Origin of the sequence: Nocardioides sp. S5, assembly GCF_017310035.1 — a bacterium.
In the GTDB taxonomy this organism is placed as follows: Bacteria; Actinomycetota; Actinomycetes; order Propionibacteriales; family Nocardioidaceae; genus Nocardioides.
In genome coordinates this window covers 254,044-271,628 of sequence record NZ_CP022296.1, presented here as the reverse complement: position 1 = coordinate 271,628, position 17,585 = coordinate 254,044, and the positions used below count along the sequence as shown (strand labels likewise).

The window sequence follows — 17,585 nt, the reverse complement described above, 5'->3', positions numbered from 1 at the left end:
GTCGACCTAGACCCCGGCCGAGGAACGGCGGCGGCGCGAGATCGCATCGACGCTCGCGGCGAGCAGCAGGACGCCGCCGGTGACCACGAAGTTGATGTACGCCGCCTGGTCGAGCAGGCCGAGACCGTTGGGGATGGTCGCGATGACCAGGCCGCCGACCACGGCGTCCATGGCGCGGCCGCGACCACCGAAGAGGCTGGTGCCGCCGATGACGGCGGCCGCGACGGCGTAGAGCAGCTCGTTGCCGCCGCCGGAGCCCGGGGAGACCTTGCCGGTGTAGGACGCCGACAGGAGCCCGGCGATCGCCGCCATGGAGGAGCAGATGACGAAGGCCATGATCCGGACCCGCAGCACGTTGATGCCGGCACGGCGCGCGGCCTCGGCGTTGCCGCCGACGGCGTAGAGGTGACGGCCGAAGCGGGTCTTGGTCAGCACGAAGGTCCAGAAGAGCAGCAGCGCGATCACGACGGGCGCCACCCACGGGATGCCGCTGATGTCGAAGTTGGGGTTCGGTGCGCGGTTGGCGCTCAGGAGCGCGGTGAGCCCCAGCACGATCACGGCCAGCACGGCGATCCGGACGATCACGAGGCTGAGGGGCTGGTGGACCAGGCCCTTGGCCGACAGGGAGCGGTAGCGCCACAGCGACAACGCTGCGAAGCCCACCACGATGAGGATCGCGGCGATCCAGCCCGCGGTGACCGGCACGTTCTTGATCGACAGCCCGCGCAGCACCTCGTCGTTGAAGCGCAGCGAGCCGCCCGAGCCGATGAGCCGCAGCGGCACGGCCTGGAGGGCCAGGAAGAAGGCCAGGGTGACGACGAACGACGGGATGCCGAGCATCGACACCAGGGCACCGATCGCCAGGCCGATCACCGCGCCGGCCGCGATCCCGGCCAGCGTGGCCATCCACCACGTCCAGTCGTAGTCGATGAGCATCAGCGCGATGATCGTCGCCGACGCGCCGCCCGCGACACCCGCGGAGAGGTCGATCTCGCCGAGCAGCAGCACGAAGACGATGCCCATGGCCAGGACGATGATCGAACCGGCCTGGATGACCAGGTTGGCCATGTTGTAGGTCGTGAGGAACCGGTCGTTGAGCGAGGCGAAGACGACGACCAGGAAGACCAGGCCGAGGATCGCGGGCAGCGAGCCCATGTCGCCGCCGCGCAGGCGGTTGACGTAGTCACGAGCCGCGTCGCCGATGGTCGCGGCCTGGCGGTTGTCGTTGTCGAACCCGCTGGGGGCGGGTGTGGAAGCGGACGCGGTGTCGGTGGAAGCAGTCATGGTGGGGGTCTCCGGTCCTTCTCAGACGGTCGCGGTCGCGGGGTTCTCGGCGATGCCGAGGTCGCCCGAGCGGCCGGCGGTGATGAGCTCGACGACCTGGCTGTGGGTGAGGTCCTTCGCGGGGACGTCGGCCGCCACCCGGCCGAGGTAGAGCGCGGTGATCCGGTCGGCGACCTCGAAGACGTCGCCCATGTTGTGCGAGATCAGCACGACGCCGAGCCCGCGGTCGGCGAGGCGACGCACGAGGTCGAGGACCTGACGGGTCTGCGCCACGCCGAGGGCCGCGGTGGGCTCGTCGAGGAGGACGACCTTGGAGTTCCACAGCACCGCCTTGGCGATGGCCACGGTCTGGCGCTGACCTCCCGACAGGCTGGCCACGCTCTGGCGCACCGACTTGACCGTGCGCACCGACAGCGACGCCAGTGTCTCGCGGGCGCGCGTCTCCATGGTGACCTCGTCGAGGCCGAAGCGGCTGGTCTCCTCGCGGCCGAGGAACATGTTCTCGACGATGTCGAGGTTGTCGCAGAGCGCGAGGTCCTGGTAGACGACCTCCACACCCAGCGCGGCGACGTCGCGGGGGCCGTGGACCTCGACCGGCTTGCCGTCGAAGTGGTAGTCGCCGGAGTCGCGGCCGTAGATGCCGGCGATGATCTTGACGAGGGTCGACTTGCCGGCGCCGTTGTCGCCGACGAGGGCGGTCACCTGCCCCGGGTAGACCGCGAAGTCGACGTCGTGCAGCACGTGCACCACACCGAAGCTCTTGTTGACTCCACGGAGCTCGAGCAGCGGCTCAACCATGGGATTCACTTCCGATCGCGAAGAATTTGTTGTGCGGGTGGACAAGTACGACGCCCGGGCCGGGGTCGGCCCGGGCGTCGTCCGAGGTGGATCTGATCAGCCGGTCAGGGGATCAGGAGATGCCGGCGTCGGCGCACAGGTCGGCGAAGTCGCCGGTGCACACGTCCTCGGCCTTCTGGCCACCGTCCTCGATCACGTCGGAGACGTTGTCCTTCGTGATCGCCTGCGGCTCGAGCAGGATCGAGGGGACCTCGCTGTCGTCGGAGGAGTCGACCGTCGTGCCGGTGGTCTCGGCCTCCTCGCCGTTGGCGAGCGCGATGGCGACCTCGGCCAGCGCCTCGGCCTCCTGCGTGGCGGACTTGTAGACCGTCATGCACTGCGTGCCGGCGAGCACGTTCTGCAGGCCCTCCACCGTGGCGTCCTGCCCGGTGACCGGGACCTTGCCGTCCTGGCCGTTGGCCTCGAGGATGCTGATCGCGGCACCGCCGAGGCCGTCGTTGGCGGCGAGCACGCCGTCGACCTGGCCGTCCGCAGCGGTGTAGAGCTGCTGGAAGATCGTGGCGGCCTCTTCGTTGTCCCAGTCCGGGACGGCCTGCTCTCCGACGACGGTGTAGTTGCTCATCTCGTCGAGCACGCTGTGCGCGCCCTCGGCGAACAGCGTCGCGTTGTTGTCGGTGGGCGAGCCGTTGAGGTAGACGATGTTCGCCTCCTTGTCACCGAGGCAGTCCGCGAGGCCCTGGCCCTGCAGCTCGCCGACGACGGTGTTGTCGAAGGAGACGTAGTACTCCGCCGTGCCGCCCAGCGTGAGCCGGTCGTAGTCGATGGTGGCGACGCCCTGCGACGCGGCCTTCTCCTGGATCGCGGCGCCCGACTCGGAGTCGAGGTTGACGATGGCGAGGACCGTCACGCCGTCGCCGATCATCGAGTCGGCGATCTGGGTCATGCGCTCGGCGTCACCCTCGGCGTTCTGGATGTCGTACTCCACGCCGGCCTCCTCGAAGGCAGCCGCGAGGGCGGGGCGGTCCGCGCTCTCCCAGCGCACCGAGGACTCGGTGTCGGGGAGGATCACGCCGATCTTGCCGGCGGAGTCGCCGCCGCTGCCGCTGTCGCCGGCGTCAGAGCCGGTGTCGCCGTCGTCACTGCCACAGGCCGTGAGGGCCATGGCGGCACCCAGCAGGGGGACGAGGACCAAATTGTGCTTCCGCTTCACGCGAACCGCCTCCTAGCGATTTCAATCGCACGTCGGCCGGTCGGGGGACACTGCGCCGTCGTACATATGTTGTGCGGGACAACATATGTAGTGATGGTGGTCACGTCCAGAGCGCAGCCGAGCCGTTAGCGGTTCGTTACCGAAGTGAGGGTCGTCCAACCCCGGACACGCGTAGGGGCGACTGGACCACTGGTCCAGCCACCCCTGCGTGTGACGTATGCGCGGACGCCTGCGCGTCGCAGTCGGCTCAGCGCTTGCGGCCGCGCCGCGACACCTTCTCGGCGGCCTCGACCTCGCCCGAGGCGCCGGCGGTCGCCAGCTCGCCGGTGACGCCCTGGAGGTGTGCCCGCACGAACCACTGGAACTGCTCGAGGTCGGCGGTCTGGCCGATCACGATGTCCTCGGTCACCGGGTCGTCGCCCACGGCCTCGATCGCGGCGCGGTGGTCCTCGATGACGCCGGTGTAGACGAGGTCGAGCGCGGCGAGGTGGGCAGCGGTGTCGGCGCGGGTGAGGTCGTAGTCGTCCCAGGTGCGCGCGGCCACGAGGGCACCGGGCAGGCCGTTCGGCGGCACCCCGAGGGTCGACATGCGCTCGGCGAGCACGTCGATCATCTCGCGCACGCCGTCGATCTGCGGGTCGAGCATCTCGTGGACGCCGATGAAGTGCGGGCCCACGACGTTCCAGTGGGCGTGCTTGAGGGTGAGAGCCAGGTCGTTGAGCGCGTGCACCCGCATCTGGAGCGCGTCGGCCACGCGGTGACCGGTGGCGGCGTCCAGGCCGGGGACGGTGAGGGGGGCGTCGGCGTCGCTGGACACCGAGGTGGTCGCGGAACGAGTCGTCTTCTTCGCCATGCCTCCACGCTAGGAGGCCGGGCCAAGGCGGACACCAGCCGAAGGGAGGTGGCCGCTGGCTACGGTGGGCCCATGCCCTCCATCACCCGCACGTTCGCGACGACCGCCTCCCCCGAGGCGGCGCACGCCTACCTCGCCGACTTCCGCACGGCCGAGGAGTGGGACCCGGGCACCCGCACGTGCGAGCGCACCAGCGGCGACGGCGGGGTCGGCACGACCTACCGCAACGTGTCGTCGTTCCTGGGCCGCACCGTCGAGATCACCTACACCGCCGCCGAGGTCGTGGCACCGACCCGCGTGCACCTGCGCGGCACCAACGAGTCGTTCGAGGGCCACGACATCTTCGAGATCACCCCGGCGACCGGCGGCGCACAGGTGTCCTACACCGCCCGCATGTCCTTCTCCGGCGTCTCGCGCCTGGCCTCGCCGCTCGTCCAGGCCTATCTCCCACGGCTGGCTTCGAAGACGGTGGACCAGCTGCGCGCCTGCCTGGACCGCCAGCCGGGCTGAGCGACCTCAGCTGCGCCGCAGCACCCGGGACGGCAGGACCAGCAGGAGTCCGGCCAGCACGACCACCGACCCCACGGCACCCGCCGCGGCGGCCTGCCGGTCGTAGACCACGTCCACCACGAGGAACAGGATCCCGCCGAGCAGGACGGCGATGAGCGCGAGCGCGATCGAGGTGAGCCGATGGCCCGCGCGCACCAGCTCGGGCTTCGCGTTCTCCTGGAAGACGTGGCGGTGGATGGCGACGGGGGCCAGCATCACGGCGACCGTGGTGAACGCCAGGGCCAGCAGGCCGACGAACCACCCGCGCTGGAAGGCGTCGAGCTCGTCGAAGCGCGACTGGAACGGCAGCGTGGCGAGGAAACCGGCCAGCAGCTGCACTCCGGTCTGGCTCACCCGCAGCTCCTGGAGGAGCTCGAGCCAGTTGCGGTCGGCGCGCTCCTCGGGCGTCTCGTCGCGGCGCGCGCGCTGGTTGTCGGACATCCTGCTGACGCTACTCGGCCCGCCCGCGGCGCCCACCTCCCGACGGGTGAGGATCAGACCGGCGAGCGGTGGCACGGTGGAGCGATGGCCGAGAAGAAGAAGCAGGATCCGGGGCCGTCCGTGAAGGACGCCGAGGTGTACGAGGCGCTGCGCGACGACGGCGCCAGCAAGGAGAAGGCAGCCCGCATCGCGAACGCCTCAGCAGCACAGGGCAGGTCGAAGGTCGGTGAGCGTGGCGGCGAGGCGGCCGACTACGAGGACCGCACGGTCGAGGAGCTGCGCAAGCGCGCGGCCGAGCTCGACATCGAGGGTCGCTCGTCGATGACCAAGGACGAGCTGATCGACGCCCTGCGCCACCACTGAGCCACGAGGCGTCAGCCGGGCGGGTCCAGCCGGGCGAGCGCGCGCAGCCACATCCGGTCCGCGTCGACCGCCGCGGTCGCCGGACCGTGCGCCGGCTCGTCGAGGACCGCCGTCGCCGAGGCGGGCGGCGTCGCTCCGGACGCGCGTGCGACGTCGACGAGCACCCGCGCCGCTGCCAGCGCGGCGGGCCGGTGCGTGCTGATGACGGACTCGTAGACAGGCGCGCCCCCCGGACCGCTCGGCACCTCCCAGGCCGAGACGACAGCTGCGCGCGAGGCGCTGACGGTGACCACCGTCCACTCCCGGCGCAGGGGCGAGCGCTCCGGCAGCTGGCACCGGGCCGGCTGGGCCGAGGGGTCGGCAGGGTGGGCCTCGTCGAACTCGGCCACGACCGCGGCCCACGACGCCGTACGCGCCAGCTCGTCCCAGCGGTGGCTGGAGCGGGCGAACTTGTGGCCCTCCTGGAAGGTGCCGAGGACCAGCGGGCGGTCGGCGCGGGCGAGCGCCTCGTCCTCGACCGCGTGCGAGGCGGCCAGCAGCGCCCGCCGTCCGAGGCGGTGGACGACGAGGTGCGGGAAGTCGCGCGACAGCACGGCGTGGACCGAGTCAACCGCGCCCTGCTCCTGGCGTCGGCGTACGGCGTCGATGGCGACCTGGAGGCCGACCCCGGACTCGCGCACCTCGAGCACCTGGCGCACGAGCTCGACGTCGGCCTCGGAGAAACGGCGGTGGCCCGTGGGCGAACGCTCGCCGGCGGGGAAGCCGAACCGGTTCTCCCAGGTCCGCAGCACCGCGGGGGTCAGCCCGGTCCGGTCGGCCAGGACACCGATGCTGAAGCCACCCGTTGCTCCGGTGTCCATGACGCCTCCACGATTCATCTCGTCCAACCCTTGTACAACGTGTGGAAATAATCTATACAGGACTGTAGAGGTTTTCGCACCATCCACAGGGAACCCCACACGAGACACCTGGAGAATCGCATGGGCACAGTGATCCTGATCGGGACGGTGGCGATCATCGTGGCCATCGTCGGCTGCTTCGGCATCTGGCGCCTGGACGCGTCGCGCGCCGAGGAGATCGAGCACCAGACCCCGCCGCCGCCGCGTCCGCAGCTCGGCGTCGTGCCGGCTCCCACCACTTCCACCACCACACCCCCGCGCCACATCGGCTCCTGACCGGCACCCACCCGCACGGGTGTCGTCGGGCGCCCACCCGCGTGGCAGGTTCGATGATGACCACCCGGTCAGCACCGACCCACACCCGAGACGCAGGAGGAACACCATGGGACTCGACGACAAGATCGGCAACAAGGCCGAGGAGCTCAAGGGCAAGGGCAAGGAGCACACCGGCAGGGCGACCGACGACGAGCAGCTCGAGGCCGAGGGCAAGGGCGACCAGGCCGGCGCCAACCTCAAGCAGGCCGGCGAGAAGGTCAAGGACGCCTTCAAGGGCTGACGCACCGCCCTGCTCCACGCGTCGCCCAGAGCGACGCCCCCCGCCCCCGCCGGCGGCCACCTACCCCCGTGTGGCCGCCGGCGGTCGCATGTCCGGACGCCCGCGCGGGTACGACGGCGCATGACCGGCACCGACGCCCACGGGGCGGATGACCAGCAGTGGGTGGAGCGCATCGCCGAGGTGGCCCGCGCCCAGGACGTGGGCGTCGCCGTCGCGGAGTCGCTGACGGCGGGACGGCTGTCGGCGTCGCTCGGCCGCGGCAGCGAAGCCGCCTCGTGGTACCGCGGCGCGGTCGTGGCCTACGCGAGCGAGGTCAAGCACGCGGTGCTCGGCGTGGACCCAGGCCCGGTCGTGACCGACGGCTGCGCGCGCCAGATGGCCGAAGGCGTACGCCGCCTGCTGGGCGCCGACGTCGGGCTCGGGATGACCGGGGTCGGCGGACCGGGCAGCCAGGAGGGACGCCCACCCGGCACGGTCCACCTCGCGGTCGCGGACGGACGTGGGACGTGGTCGCACGAGGTGCACCTCGAGGGCGAGCCGGACGAGGTCCTGGCGTCGGCCACCACCCTGGCGCTGCGCGAGCTGGCGAAGGCGCTCGGTGCGGACACCGATGACGAACCGCATGCGACGGCGTGACGCGGGTACCGACACGTCATGGACCCCCGTCACCAGCCCGACAAGGTGGACCCCACCAAGCAGAGCGGTCGCCCCTGGATGGTCACCGCCGCGCCGATCGGCCTGCTGATCGTGCTGGCGTTGCTCGTGCTGGTCTACTTCCTCGCGCGCTGACCCCGGCTGTCGGTCGCCGCTCATAGGGTGGCGCCCGTGACCCTGCACCTGCACACGGCCGAGCGCACCGACGCCCTCGCCGACGGCCTCGCCGACCTGCTGGTCACGCCCCTGCCCGACCCGTTCGCCCGCGAGGTCGTGGTGGTGCCCGCGCGCGGTGTCGAGCGCTGGCTCACCCAGCGCCTGTCCCACCGCCTCGGCACCGGCCCCCGGGGCGGCGACGGCGTCTGCGCAGGTGTCGACTTCGTGACGCCCCACTCCCTGGTGTCGCTGCTCCTCGACCGGGACGCCGAGGACCCGTGGAGCCCCGACCGGCTGGCTTGGCCACTGCTGTCGGTCATCGACGACGTGATGGGCACGACGGGCTTCGAGGACCTCACCGCGCACCTCGGCGGCGGGGATCCCGACGACGACCGCTCCGCGCGGCGCTACGCCGTGGCGCGGCGGCTGGCCGGGCTGTTCTCCTCCTACGCCGTGCAGCGCCCGGCGCTGCTGGCCGACTGGCGCGCGGGCGGGCGCTCCGACGGCGCCGGCGGCGTGCTCGACGCCGACCTCGCGTGGCAGGCCGAGCTCTGGCGCCGGCTGCTCGACGCGGTCGGCGACCCGCCCCCCGACGTGCGCCACGCCGAGACCGTGGCCCGGCTGCGCCGCGGGGGCGACGCCCTCGACCTGCCGCCGCGGCTCTCGCTCTTCGGCCACACCCGCCTGCCGGAGACCGAGGTCGCGCTGCTGAAGGCGCTCGGCGAGCTCCGCGAGGTCCACCTGTGGCTCCCACAGGCCTCGACGGAGCTGTGGGAGTCGCTCGCCCCGACGGCACGCGAGGGACAGGTGCCGCGTGCCGCCGACGACTCCGCGGCGCTCGTCGGCCATCCCCTCCTCGGCTCGCTCGGTCGTGACGCGCGCGAGCTGCGCCGCACCCTCGGCGACCTGCCGACCGTCCCGGTCGGGGCCCCGCCGGTGTCGGCGCCGACGCTGCTGGGGTGGCTCCAGCACGACCTGCGCGCCAACAGCGCCCCCGGTCCCGACGAGCGGGCCGGCCGCACCGGCACCGACGACTCGGTCCAGGTGCACGCCTGCCACGGCGCGGCGCGCCAGATCGACGTCCTCCGCGAGGTGCTGGTGGGGCTGCTGGAGGACGACCCGACCCTCGAGCCCCGCGACATCCTGGTGATGGTCCCCGACATCGAGACCTACGCACCCCTGATCTCCGCGTCCTTCGGCATGGCCGACGTCGCCGGGGAGGGCGCCGGGCACCCGGGCCACCGGCTCCGCGTACGCCTGGCCGACCGCTCGCTGGCGGCCACCAACCCGCTCCTGGCGCTCGCGGCCCAGCTGGTCGAGCTCGTCCGCGGCCGGATGACGGCCAGCCAGGTGCTCGACGTCGCGGGCGCCGACCCGGTGCGGGCGCGGTTCGGTCTCGGCGACGAGGAGCTCGAGCGCATCGCACACTGGGTCGACGTCAGCGGCATCCGCTGGGGCTACGACGCCGAGCACCGCGGCGCCTTCGGCCTGGCCGGCCTCGACGCCAACACCTGGGTGGCGGGGATGCGCCGCGTGCTGCTGGGCGCGGCGATGTCCGGCCTCGACCACCGCCAGGTCGCCGGCACGGTGCCGGTCGACGACGTGAGCGACGGCGACCTCGACCTGGTCGGACGCTTCGCCGAGCTCGTCGAGCGCCTCCACACCTTCGTCACACGGGCCGAGCAGGCGACGACCGTCACCGACTGGACCACGGCCCTGGGCGAGGCGGTGCACCACCTCACCTCGACGCCGCTGGCCGAGGTGTGGCAGGTGGCGCAGTTCGACCGCGAGGTCGCACGCATCGCCGCGGGCGCGGAGGGCACGGGCACCCGGCTGCGGCAGGCCGACGTACGAGCCCTGCTCCAGCAGCGGTTGCGCGGACGTCCGACGCGCGCCAACTTCCGCACCGGCACGCTGACCGTCTGCACGATGGTCCCGATGCGCTCGGTGCCGCACCGGGTGGTGTGCCTGGTCGGTCTCGACGACGGCGTCTTCCCCCGGGTGTCCACCGTCGACGGCGACGACGTGCTCGCGCGCCGACCGCGCACCGGCGAGCGCGACCTGCGCGCCGAGGACCGCCAGCTCTTCCTCGACGCGATCGTCGCGGCCACCGACAAGCTCGTCATCACCTACACCGGCCGCGGCGAGCACACCGGGGCGGAGCGCCCGCCCGCAGTGCCGCTCGGCGAGCTGCTCGACGCCCTCAACCGCACCGCCGCGACGCCCGTGCGCGACCACGTGCTGACCCAGCACCCGCTCCAGCCCTTCGACGAGGACAACTTCGTCGCCGGTGCGCTGCGCGGGGGCGGGCCCTTCACCTTCGACCGCTTCGCCCTCGCAGGTGCGAGCGCGGCCCGCGACGAGCGCCGCCCCGTGGGTGTCCTGGTGCCGCACGCCCTGCCGGCCGCCGGCACGGCCGAGGACGTCTCGCTCGCCGACCTCCACGACTTCTTCGCCCATCCCGTGCGCGGGTTCTTCCGCCGGCTGCGGATCGCGCGCCCCTACGACGCCGACGTCGTCAAGGACGCCATCCCGATCACGCTCGACGCGCTGGAGAAGTGGGGGGTCGGCGACCACCTGGCCTCCGAGGTGCTCGGCGGTGCCGACGCCCTGGCCGTGGGCGAGGCGCTCAAGGTCTCCGGTCAGCTCCCACCCGGGCCGCTCGGGGAGGGCGTCCTCGACGACATCATCGAGGTGGTCCGCCCCCTGGTGATGAAGGCGCTCGAGCTGCGGCGCGGACCCCACCGCACCCTCGACGTCGACGTCGACCTGGGGGGCGGACGCCGCCTCTCCGGCACGGTGGGCGACGTGTGGGGCAACAACGTGGTGTCGGTGTCCTTCTCCAACCTCGCCGCCAAGCACCGCCTGGCCGCGTGGATCGACGCCCTCGCGCTCGCGGCCGGGGCCCCCGACGAGAACTGGACCGTCCACACCATCGGCAAGCACCGCTCCGGCGGCCAGGTGCAGCTCATCGGCCCGCTCGCCCAGCACGAGGCCCAGGAGTGGCTGCGCGGCCTCGTCGCCCTCTACGACGCCGGCCAGCGCGAGCCGCTCCCGCTCCCGGTGAAGACCTCGCTGGCATGGGCCGAGGAGCACCGCAGGATGCTCGCGGGCAGCGACGGCGACCCCGACGTCCGGGCGCGCGCAGAGTGGGAGACGCCGCGCTTCAACGACGCCGGCTTCCCCAAGGAGGACGCCGACGCCTGGCACGTCCGCGCCTTCGGCGAGCACGCCGACTACTCCCTCCTCACCACCGCACCGCGCACGGGCGAGGACGGACCGCACCGGCTCGGCCACTACGCCTGGGCCCTCTGGGCGCCGCTGATCGACGGCGGCCACGAGCAGGTGAGGGGCCTGTGAGCACCACTCCGACCCACGTGCCGGTCCAGACCTTCGACATCACCGCGGACCTCCACCCCGGCACCACCCTGCTCGAGGCGAGCGCGGGCACCGGCAAGACGTGGACGATCGCCGCACTGGTGGCCAAGCACATCGCGTCCGGCGACGTACGCCTCGACGAGATGCTGGTCGTCACCTTCACCCGCGCCGCCAGCCAGGAGCTCCGCGAGCGCGTACGCCGCCAGCTCGACGAGGCCGTGCAGCTGCTCACCGGCACCTGCGCACCCGAGCCGGCCAACCGGCTGCACACGTGGCTGCTCGACGCCGACACGACCGCGCGGGAGGCTCGCCACGACCGCCTGACGCAGGCGCTGGTGTCCTTCGACGCGGCCACCATCGCCACGATCCACCAGTTCTGCCAGCTGGTGCTCCGCAGCCTCGGCGTCGCGGGCGACACCGACGCCTCGGCCACGCTGGTGGAGGACCTCGAGCAGCTCACCACCGAGGTCGTCGACGACCTCTACCTCGCCCGCTTCGGCTCCGAGGCGCGCCCGCCGTGGAGCCGCGCCGACGCGCTGGAGCTCGCACGCCATGTCATCGGCGACCCCCGAGCCGTGGTCGAGCCGGCCGCCGTGCTCACCGAGTCGCCCGACTCCTCGGCCGCGATGCGGGTCCGTTTCGCGTGCGACGTGCTGGAGGAGGTGGAGCGCCGCAAGCGCCGCCTCGGCGTGCTGAGCTACGACGACCTGCTGAGCCAGCTGGCCGACGCCCTGGAGGACACGCACGCGGCGGCGCGGCGCCGGATGCAGCACCGGTGGAAGTTCGTGCTGATCGACGAGTTCCAGGACACCGACCCGGTGCAGTGGCAGGTCTTCCGGCGTGCCTTCGCCGAGACCACGACGATGGTGCTGATCGGCGACCCCAAGCAGGCGATCTACGCCTTCCGCGGCGGCGACGTCGTGACCTACCTCCAGGCCGCCGACACGGCGACCACGACCCAGACGCTCGGCGTCAACTGGCGCTCCGACCGCCCGCTGCTCGACGCCGTCCAGGCGGTGCTCCGGGGCGCCCAGCTCGGCGACGAGCGCATCGTCGTCCATCCGGTCGAGGCGCACCTGGCCCACTCGCGCCTCGAGGGGGCCGGGGCTCCCTTCCGCCTCCGGGTGGTCCGTCGTGCCGAGCTCGGCAAGGGCCCGCGCTCGAGGCCGCCGGTGGCGCTGTGGCGCGACCACGTCGTCACCGACACCGCCCACGACATCAAGCGACTCATCGACGCCGGCGCCCGCTTCGAGGGCCGGGACCTCAGGCCGGGCGACATCGCCGTGCTGGCCGCCCGGCGCAACGAGCTCGAGGCGGTCCAGGCGGCCCTCGCCGACGTCGGGGTGCCGTCGGTGGTCAACGCCGGCGGTTCGGTCTTCCACACGCCCGCCGCGGGCGAGTGGCTCACGCTGCTCGAGGCGATGGAGCAGCCGCACCGTGCCGACCGGGTGCGCGCCGCCGCGCTCACGTCGTTCTTCGGCCACGACGCGGTCTCGCTCGACGCCGGCGGCGACCGGCTGACCGACCAGCTCGCCGCCCGCGTCCGCACCCTGGCCGACGTCTTCACCCGGCGCGGGGTCGCCGCGGTGGTGGAGGTGGCCGCGGTCGAGGGGTTGACGGCCCGGGTCCTGGCACGCGTGGGCGGCGAGCGCACGCTGACCGACCTGCGCCACATCGGGGAGTCCCTGCTGCGGGTGTCCACCGAGCAGCGGGTCGGGCTGGTCGGCCTGCTCGCCTGGCTGCGCGAGCAGGTCGCCGACGACAAGCTCGAGGTCGCCTCCGAGCGCACCCGGCGCCTCGACTCCGACGCCGCCGCGGTCCAGCTCGTGACCATCCACAGCAGCAAGGGGCTGCAGTGGCCCGTCGTCTACCTCCCCACCCTGTGGAACCGCTTCACCGGCCGCGACCCGGCCGTGCCGCTCTTCCACGACGACGCCGGGCGCCGGTGCCGCGACGTCGGCGGTGCGAGCGCGTTCCACCGTGACGCGGTGCGCCGCCACTGGCGCGAGGACGCGGGCGAGTCGCTGCGCCTGCTCTACGTCGCGATGACGCGCGCCCAGTCGCAGGTCGTGGCGTGGTACGCCGCCGCTGACCGCAACACCCCCGACTCCCCCCTGCACCGGATGCTCCTGGGACGCCGCCCGGGGACGGCCCCGGTGCCCGACAGCCAGGCGCTGGTCGACGAGGACCGGCTGATGACCATCCTGGCGGCCTGGGCGCAGGAGGGCGGGCCGAGCGTCGAGCTGGCCACCCTCACCCCGCCCGACCCGACCCCGCTCCAGGGCTCGACCGAGCGCTTGGCCGTCCGGTCGTTCAGCCGCGAGGTCGACACCACCTGGCGCCGTACGTCCTACTCCTCGCTCTCCGCCACTAGCGCCGCCCACGCCGCCGCCGCGCTGTCGGAGCCCGAGATGGAGGCCGAGCTGGAGGCGAGCGCCGACGCGGAGGTCTCCCCCGAAGAGCTCGACGGCGCGGCCGAGGGAGACCTCGCGGCCGCCGCGGTGCCGTCGCCGATGGCGGCCCTGCCCGTCGGTGCCACCTTCGGCTCCCTGGTCCACGCGGTGCTCGAGCACGCCGACCCGGGCGCCGACGACTTCCACGCCGAGCTGCTGGGGCACGTGCGCGAGCAGCTGGTCTGGTGGCCGGTCGACCTCGACCCGGTCGCGCTCACCGACGCGCTCGTCGCGGTGTGCTCGAGCCCGCTCGGACCGCTCGCCGCCGACCGCACGCTGCTCTCCCTGGGCCTGCCCGACCGGCTGCGCGAGCTCGACTTCGAGGTCCCGCTGGCCGGCGGCGACACGGTGGCCACGCCCGTCGACGTACGCCTGGGCGACCTCGTTCCGCTGCTGCGCCGGCACCTGCCCGAGGGCGACGCGGTGCGGGTCTACGCCGACGCACTCGACGCTGACCCCGAGCTCGCGTCCCAGTCGCTGCGCGGCTACCTCACCGGCTCGATCGACGTGGTGCTGCGCGTCGACGTCGGCGGCGCCCAGCGCTTCCTCACCGTCGACTACAAGACCAACTGGCTCGGCCCGATGGACCAGCCGCTGACGGCCCACGACTACCGCCCCGAGGTGCTCGACGAGGCGATGGCCCACTCCGACTACCCGCTCCAGGCGCTCCTCTACACCGTGGTGCTCCACCGGTTCCTGCGCTGGCGACTGCCCGACTACGACCCCGCGACCCACCTCGGCGGGGTGCTCTACCTCTACCTCCGCGGCATGTGCGGCCCCGGCACCCCGGTGGTCGACGGCATGCCGTGCGGTGTCTTCTCGTGGCGCCCGCCCGTGCCGCTCGTGGAGGAGCTCTCCGACCTGCTCGACGGGGTGGTGAGGAGATGAGCGAGGTCTTCGAGCCGGTCGACGCGCACGACCGCGACCTGGCGCTCGCGGCCCACGGGCTGCTGCACACCTTCAACGCCGCCGGGGTGCTCACGTCGGCCGACGTCCACGTCGCCTCGACGCTCGGCCGGCTCGCCGGCGAGTCGGACGAGTCCGTTCTGCTCGCGGTCGCCCTCGCCGTGCGGGCCGTGCGCCACGGCTCGGTCTGCCTCGACCTGGCGGCCGTGCCGGCCTCCCTCGCGGACCTCGGGCTGCCGTGGCCGACGCCGGAGCGGTGGTCCGCGGCCGTGTCGGCGAGCCCGCTGCCGGCGGCCGGGGTGGTGCGCCTGGACCACGGGCTGGTCTACCTCGACCGCTACCACGAGCAGGAGACCCAGGTGCTGGGCGACCTGCGCGAGCGCGGGCGGGTGGCCCACGCCGTCGACACGGGGCTGCTGGAGCAGTCGCTGGTGCGGGTCTTCCCCACCGCGGAGTCCGACGAGCAGCGCGAGGCCTGCCGGCGGGCGGCCACGCAGGCCACCACCGTGGTCACCGGCGGCCCCGGCACCGGCAAGACGACGGCCGTCGCGGGCCTGCTGGCCGTCCTCGTCGAGCAGGCCGAGGCCCGGGGCGAGCGGCTGCGCATCGCGCTGGCCGCGCCGACCGGCAAGGCCGCCGCGCGGCTCGAGCAGTCGGTGCGGTCGTCCGTCGCCCGCTTCGGGCCGGCCGACCAGAGCCGCCTGGCCGACGTGTCGGCGATGACGCTGCACCGCCTGCTGCGCCAGCACCCCGGCAACAGCACCCGCTTCCGCCACCACCGCGGCAACCGCCTGCCCCACGACCTCGTCGTGGTCGACGAGGCGTCGATGGTGTCGTTGACGATGATGGCGCGCCTGCTCGAGGCGGTCCGGCCCGAGGCCCGCCTGGTGCTGGTGGGCGACCCCGACCAGCTCAGCTCGGTCGACGCCGGTGCCGTCCTCACCGACCTCGTCCGCGGCTACGAGCACCGCCCCGACAGCCCGGTCGCGGCGCTGCGCACAGCGCACCGCTACGGCGCCGAGATCGGCGAGCTCGCCGAGGCGCTGCGCCTCGGCGACGCCGACCGGACGGTCGCGGCCCTGCGCGCCGGTGGCGAGGCGGTCGAGTGGGTGCGCGACGGCGACCCGGCCCGCGCGATCCGCTCCTCGGTGCTGCCGCACGCCCTCGCCGTGCACGACGCCGCGGTGGCCGGTGACGCCCAGCGGGCCCTGGAGGCGCTCGATCGGCACCGACTGCTGTGCGCGCACCGCGACGGCCCGTTCGGCGTACGCCACTGGAACAGGCGCATCGAGCAGTGGTTCACCGCCGAGACCGGCGAGCCCGTGCACGATGCGGCCTACCTCGGGCGGCCGCTCCTGGTCTCGTCCAACGACTACACGCTCGGCGTCTACAACGGCGACACCGGTGTCGTCGTGGCCAGCCCGTCCGGGCCGCGCGCGGCCATCGCGACGGGGGTCGGGTTCCTCGAGCTGGCCCCCTCCCGCCTCGGCGACGTGGAGACCATGCACGCGATGACGATCCACAAGTCGCAGGGCAGCCAGGCCGACGAGGTCACGGTGCTGCTGCCCGACGAGGAGTCGCGGCTGCTGACGCGCGAGCTGTTCTACACCGCGGTCACCCGCGCGCAGCGACGGGTGCGCGTCATCGGCTCGGAGTCGGCGGTCCGCGCGGCCATCGCCCGGCAGGCGCTGCGCGCGAGCGGGCTGCGTGCCCGGCTGTCGGATGACGGAAACCTGGCCGACACGTCGGCCCGATAGCCTCGGCCCATGCCCTACCTCATCCGTGTCGAGCTCCCCGACGTCCCGGGGTCGCTGGGCCGCGTCGCGAGCGCGATCGGTGAGGCCGGCGGCGACATCGAGGCGATCGAGATCGTCGAGAAGCGCGACGGCTACGCCGTCGACGACGTCCTGCTCGAGATCCCGCCCGGCACGATGCCCGACTCGATCGTGTCCGCGTGCAGCGTGCTCGACGGGGTGAGCGTGCTCTGGATCAACCGCTACGCCGCGGGCGGCAACCTCTTCCTGGACCTCGAGGTCGTCGAGGCGCTCACCGAGGACCCCGGCTCGGCGCGGGACCGGGTGGTCGACCTGCTGCCGATCACGTTCCGCGTCGACTGGGCGGCACGCGTGCGTCGCGGCGACGCTGGGCTCTCGGTGGTGCACGCGACCGACGCCGCGCCGAGCGAGTTCGACATCGGCCACCTCACTTCCCCCACCCGCCTGCCCGGCGACGACACCTACGTCGAGTGCGCGGCGCCCTTCGGCGACGACCTCATTGCCATGGGTCGGCGCGGGGGTCCGGAGTTCCTCGACTCCGAGCTCGCGCGGCTCGAGCACCTGCTCGGGCTGGCGATGACGATCAGCCGCGCCTGAGGCGGGTCGGGCGGTCGCACATGGAACGCACGCGTGACGGGTACGTCCCGGGTCCCGAGGAGAGGTGAGTCCAGTGGCAACCGACGAGACGCAGCACGAGGCCTTCCACGACGACGAGATCGAGCAGCCGGCCGACCCGTTCGAGCCCGAGGCGCCGGCCCACGTCGATCCCGACGCCGAGGCGATCGTCCACGCCGAGGACCCCGACGAGGAGGCCGTCGTAGACGAGATCGACGCGGACCAGCCCGCGGGCTGAGGTCAGGCGCGCTCGAGCAGGAAGAGCGGGATCAGGCGGTCGGTCTTCTCGGCGTACGACGCGTAGGTCGGCCACGTCGCCACGGCGTGCTGCCACCAGTCCTCGCGCTCCGCGCCCTCGAGCTCGCGCACGCGGTAGGCGTGCTTCTCCGCGCCGTCCTGGAGCTCGACCTCGGGGTGGGCGACGAAGTTGTGGTACCACTCCGGGTTCTCCGGGGCGCCGCCCTTGGACGCCACCGCGAGGTAGGCCCCGTCGCGCTCGACCCGCATCACCGGGTTCTTGCGGAGGTGGCCCGACCTCGCACCGACGGACGTGACGACGACGATCGGGTAGTCGGTGTCGGGGAGCGTGCCCGACCTCGCGCCGTCGGTCGCCTCGTACTCCTCGACCTGGTTGCGGACCCACTCGGACGTGCTCGGGACATAGGTGCCAGTCAGTGCCATGCCTGCCACAACAC

At 73.1% G+C, this 17,585-nt stretch carries 18 protein-coding genes; 11 read left to right on the top strand and 7 right to left on the bottom strand.

Annotated elements, in window-relative coordinates:
* Window positions 1–6 precede the first annotated feature (6 nt).
* The 4 genes from CFI00_RS01375 to CFI00_RS01360 all read right to left on the bottom strand — a co-directional run bounded on the left by CFI00_RS01375 (window position 7) and on the right by CFI00_RS01360 (window position 4,145).
* Window positions 7–1,284 carry an ABC transporter permease gene (locus CFI00_RS01375; protein ID WP_207083530.1) on the bottom strand — a complete coding sequence of 426 codons (1,278 nt, stop codon included), beginning with the start codon at window positions 1,282–1,284 and terminating at the stop codon, window positions 7–9.
* 21 nt (window positions 1,285–1,305) lie between these two features.
* Window positions 1,306–2,082: an ATP-binding cassette domain-containing protein gene (locus tag CFI00_RS01370; RefSeq protein WP_207083529.1), complete on the bottom strand. Its 777-nt coding sequence runs from the start codon at window positions 2,080–2,082 to the stop codon at window positions 1,306–1,308.
* Between the two features lie 112 nt (window positions 2,083–2,194).
* Window positions 2,195–3,292: a substrate-binding domain-containing protein gene (locus tag CFI00_RS01365; protein WP_242532625.1), complete on the bottom strand. Its 1,098-nt coding sequence runs from the start codon at window positions 3,290–3,292 to the stop codon at window positions 2,195–2,197.
* 247 nt (window positions 3,293–3,539) lie between these two features.
* A complete protein-coding gene (locus CFI00_RS01360) occupies window positions 3,540–4,145 on the bottom strand; it encodes a DNA starvation/stationary phase protection protein (protein WP_207083528.1) in 606 nt (201 codons plus the stop codon).
* A 72-nt stretch (window positions 4,146–4,217) separates the two neighbouring features.
* Here CFI00_RS01360 and CFI00_RS01355 point away from each other — a divergent pair, with 72 nt between their 5' ends.
* Window positions 4,218–4,655 carry an SRPBCC family protein gene (locus CFI00_RS01355; protein ID WP_207083527.1) on the top strand — a complete coding sequence of 146 codons (438 nt, stop codon included), beginning with the start codon at window positions 4,218–4,220 and terminating at the stop codon, window positions 4,653–4,655.
* Between the two features lie 6 nt (window positions 4,656–4,661).
* Here CFI00_RS01355 and CFI00_RS01350 read toward each other — a convergent pair whose 3' ends face one another.
* Window positions 4,662–5,135: a DUF6328 family protein gene (locus CFI00_RS01350; protein ID WP_207083526.1), complete on the bottom strand. Its 474-nt coding sequence runs from the start codon at window positions 5,133–5,135 to the stop codon at window positions 4,662–4,664.
* Window positions 5,136–5,219: 84 nt separating this feature from the next.
* Between CFI00_RS01350 and CFI00_RS01345 the strand changes: the two genes are divergently transcribed.
* A complete protein-coding gene (locus tag CFI00_RS01345; protein ID WP_207083525.1) occupies window positions 5,220–5,498 on the top strand; it encodes a Rho termination factor N-terminal domain-containing protein in 279 nt (92 codons plus the stop codon).
* Between the two features lie 11 nt (window positions 5,499–5,509).
* On the opposite strand, the gene CFI00_RS01340 is transcribed toward CFI00_RS01345, so the two are convergent.
* Window positions 5,510–6,376 carry a DICT sensory domain-containing protein gene (locus tag CFI00_RS01340; protein ID WP_207083524.1) on the bottom strand — a complete coding sequence of 289 codons (867 nt, stop codon included), beginning with the start codon at window positions 6,374–6,376 and terminating at the stop codon, window positions 5,510–5,512.
* A gap of 102 nt (window positions 6,377–6,478) precedes the next feature.
* On the opposite strand from CFI00_RS01340, the gene CFI00_RS01335 reads away from it, so the two are divergent.
* The 9 genes from CFI00_RS01335 (at window position 6,479) to CFI00_RS01300 (ending at window position 17,128) form a co-directional block, all read left to right on the top strand.
* Window positions 6,479–6,673 (top strand): hypothetical protein, encoded by a 195-nt coding sequence (locus CFI00_RS01335; RefSeq protein WP_207083523.1) that lies wholly within the window; start codon window positions 6,479–6,481, stop codon window positions 6,671–6,673.
* Between the two features lie 106 nt (window positions 6,674–6,779).
* Complete coding sequence (locus CFI00_RS01330) at window positions 6,780–6,953, top strand: CsbD family protein (protein WP_207083522.1); 174 nt, start codon at window positions 6,780–6,782, stop codon at window positions 6,951–6,953.
* A 120-nt stretch (window positions 6,954–7,073) separates the two neighbouring features.
* A complete protein-coding gene (locus tag CFI00_RS01325) occupies window positions 7,074–7,589 on the top strand; it encodes a CinA family protein (RefSeq protein ID WP_207083521.1) in 516 nt (171 codons plus the stop codon).
* A gap of 18 nt (window positions 7,590–7,607) precedes the next feature.
* Complete coding sequence (locus CFI00_RS23795) at window positions 7,608–7,742, top strand: hypothetical protein (protein ID WP_277988340.1); 135 nt, start codon at window positions 7,608–7,610, stop codon at window positions 7,740–7,742.
* 36 nt (window positions 7,743–7,778) lie between these two features.
* A complete protein-coding gene (gene recC / locus CFI00_RS01320) occupies window positions 7,779–11,123 on the top strand; it encodes an exodeoxyribonuclease V subunit gamma (RefSeq protein WP_207083520.1) in 3,345 nt (1,114 codons plus the stop codon).
* A complete protein-coding gene (locus CFI00_RS01315) occupies window positions 11,120–14,482 on the top strand; it encodes a UvrD-helicase domain-containing protein (protein WP_242532624.1) in 3,363 nt (1,120 codons plus the stop codon). Before recC ends, CFI00_RS01315 begins: the two co-directional genes overlap by 4 nt.
* Window positions 14,479–16,257 (top strand): exodeoxyribonuclease V subunit alpha, encoded by a 1,779-nt coding sequence (gene recD / locus CFI00_RS01310; protein WP_207083519.1) that lies wholly within the window; start codon window positions 14,479–14,481, stop codon window positions 16,255–16,257. Before CFI00_RS01315 ends, recD begins: the two co-directional genes overlap by 4 nt.
* 9 nt (window positions 16,258–16,266) lie before the next feature.
* On the top strand, window positions 16,267–16,872 hold the full coding sequence (locus tag CFI00_RS01305) for an ACT domain-containing protein (protein ID WP_207083518.1): 606 nt from the start codon (window positions 16,267–16,269) through the stop codon (window positions 16,870–16,872).
* 73 nt (window positions 16,873–16,945) lie between these two features.
* Window positions 16,946–17,128 carry a hypothetical protein gene (locus tag CFI00_RS01300; protein ID WP_207083517.1) on the top strand — a complete coding sequence of 61 codons (183 nt, stop codon included), beginning with the start codon at window positions 16,946–16,948 and terminating at the stop codon, window positions 17,126–17,128.
* Between the two features lie 2 nt (window positions 17,129–17,130).
* On the opposite strand, the gene CFI00_RS01295 is transcribed toward CFI00_RS01300, so the two are convergent.
* Window positions 17,131–17,571: a nitroreductase family deazaflavin-dependent oxidoreductase gene (locus CFI00_RS01295; RefSeq protein ID WP_207083516.1), complete on the bottom strand. Its 441-nt coding sequence runs from the start codon at window positions 17,569–17,571 to the stop codon at window positions 17,131–17,133.
* Window positions 17,572–17,585 lie beyond the last annotated feature (14 nt).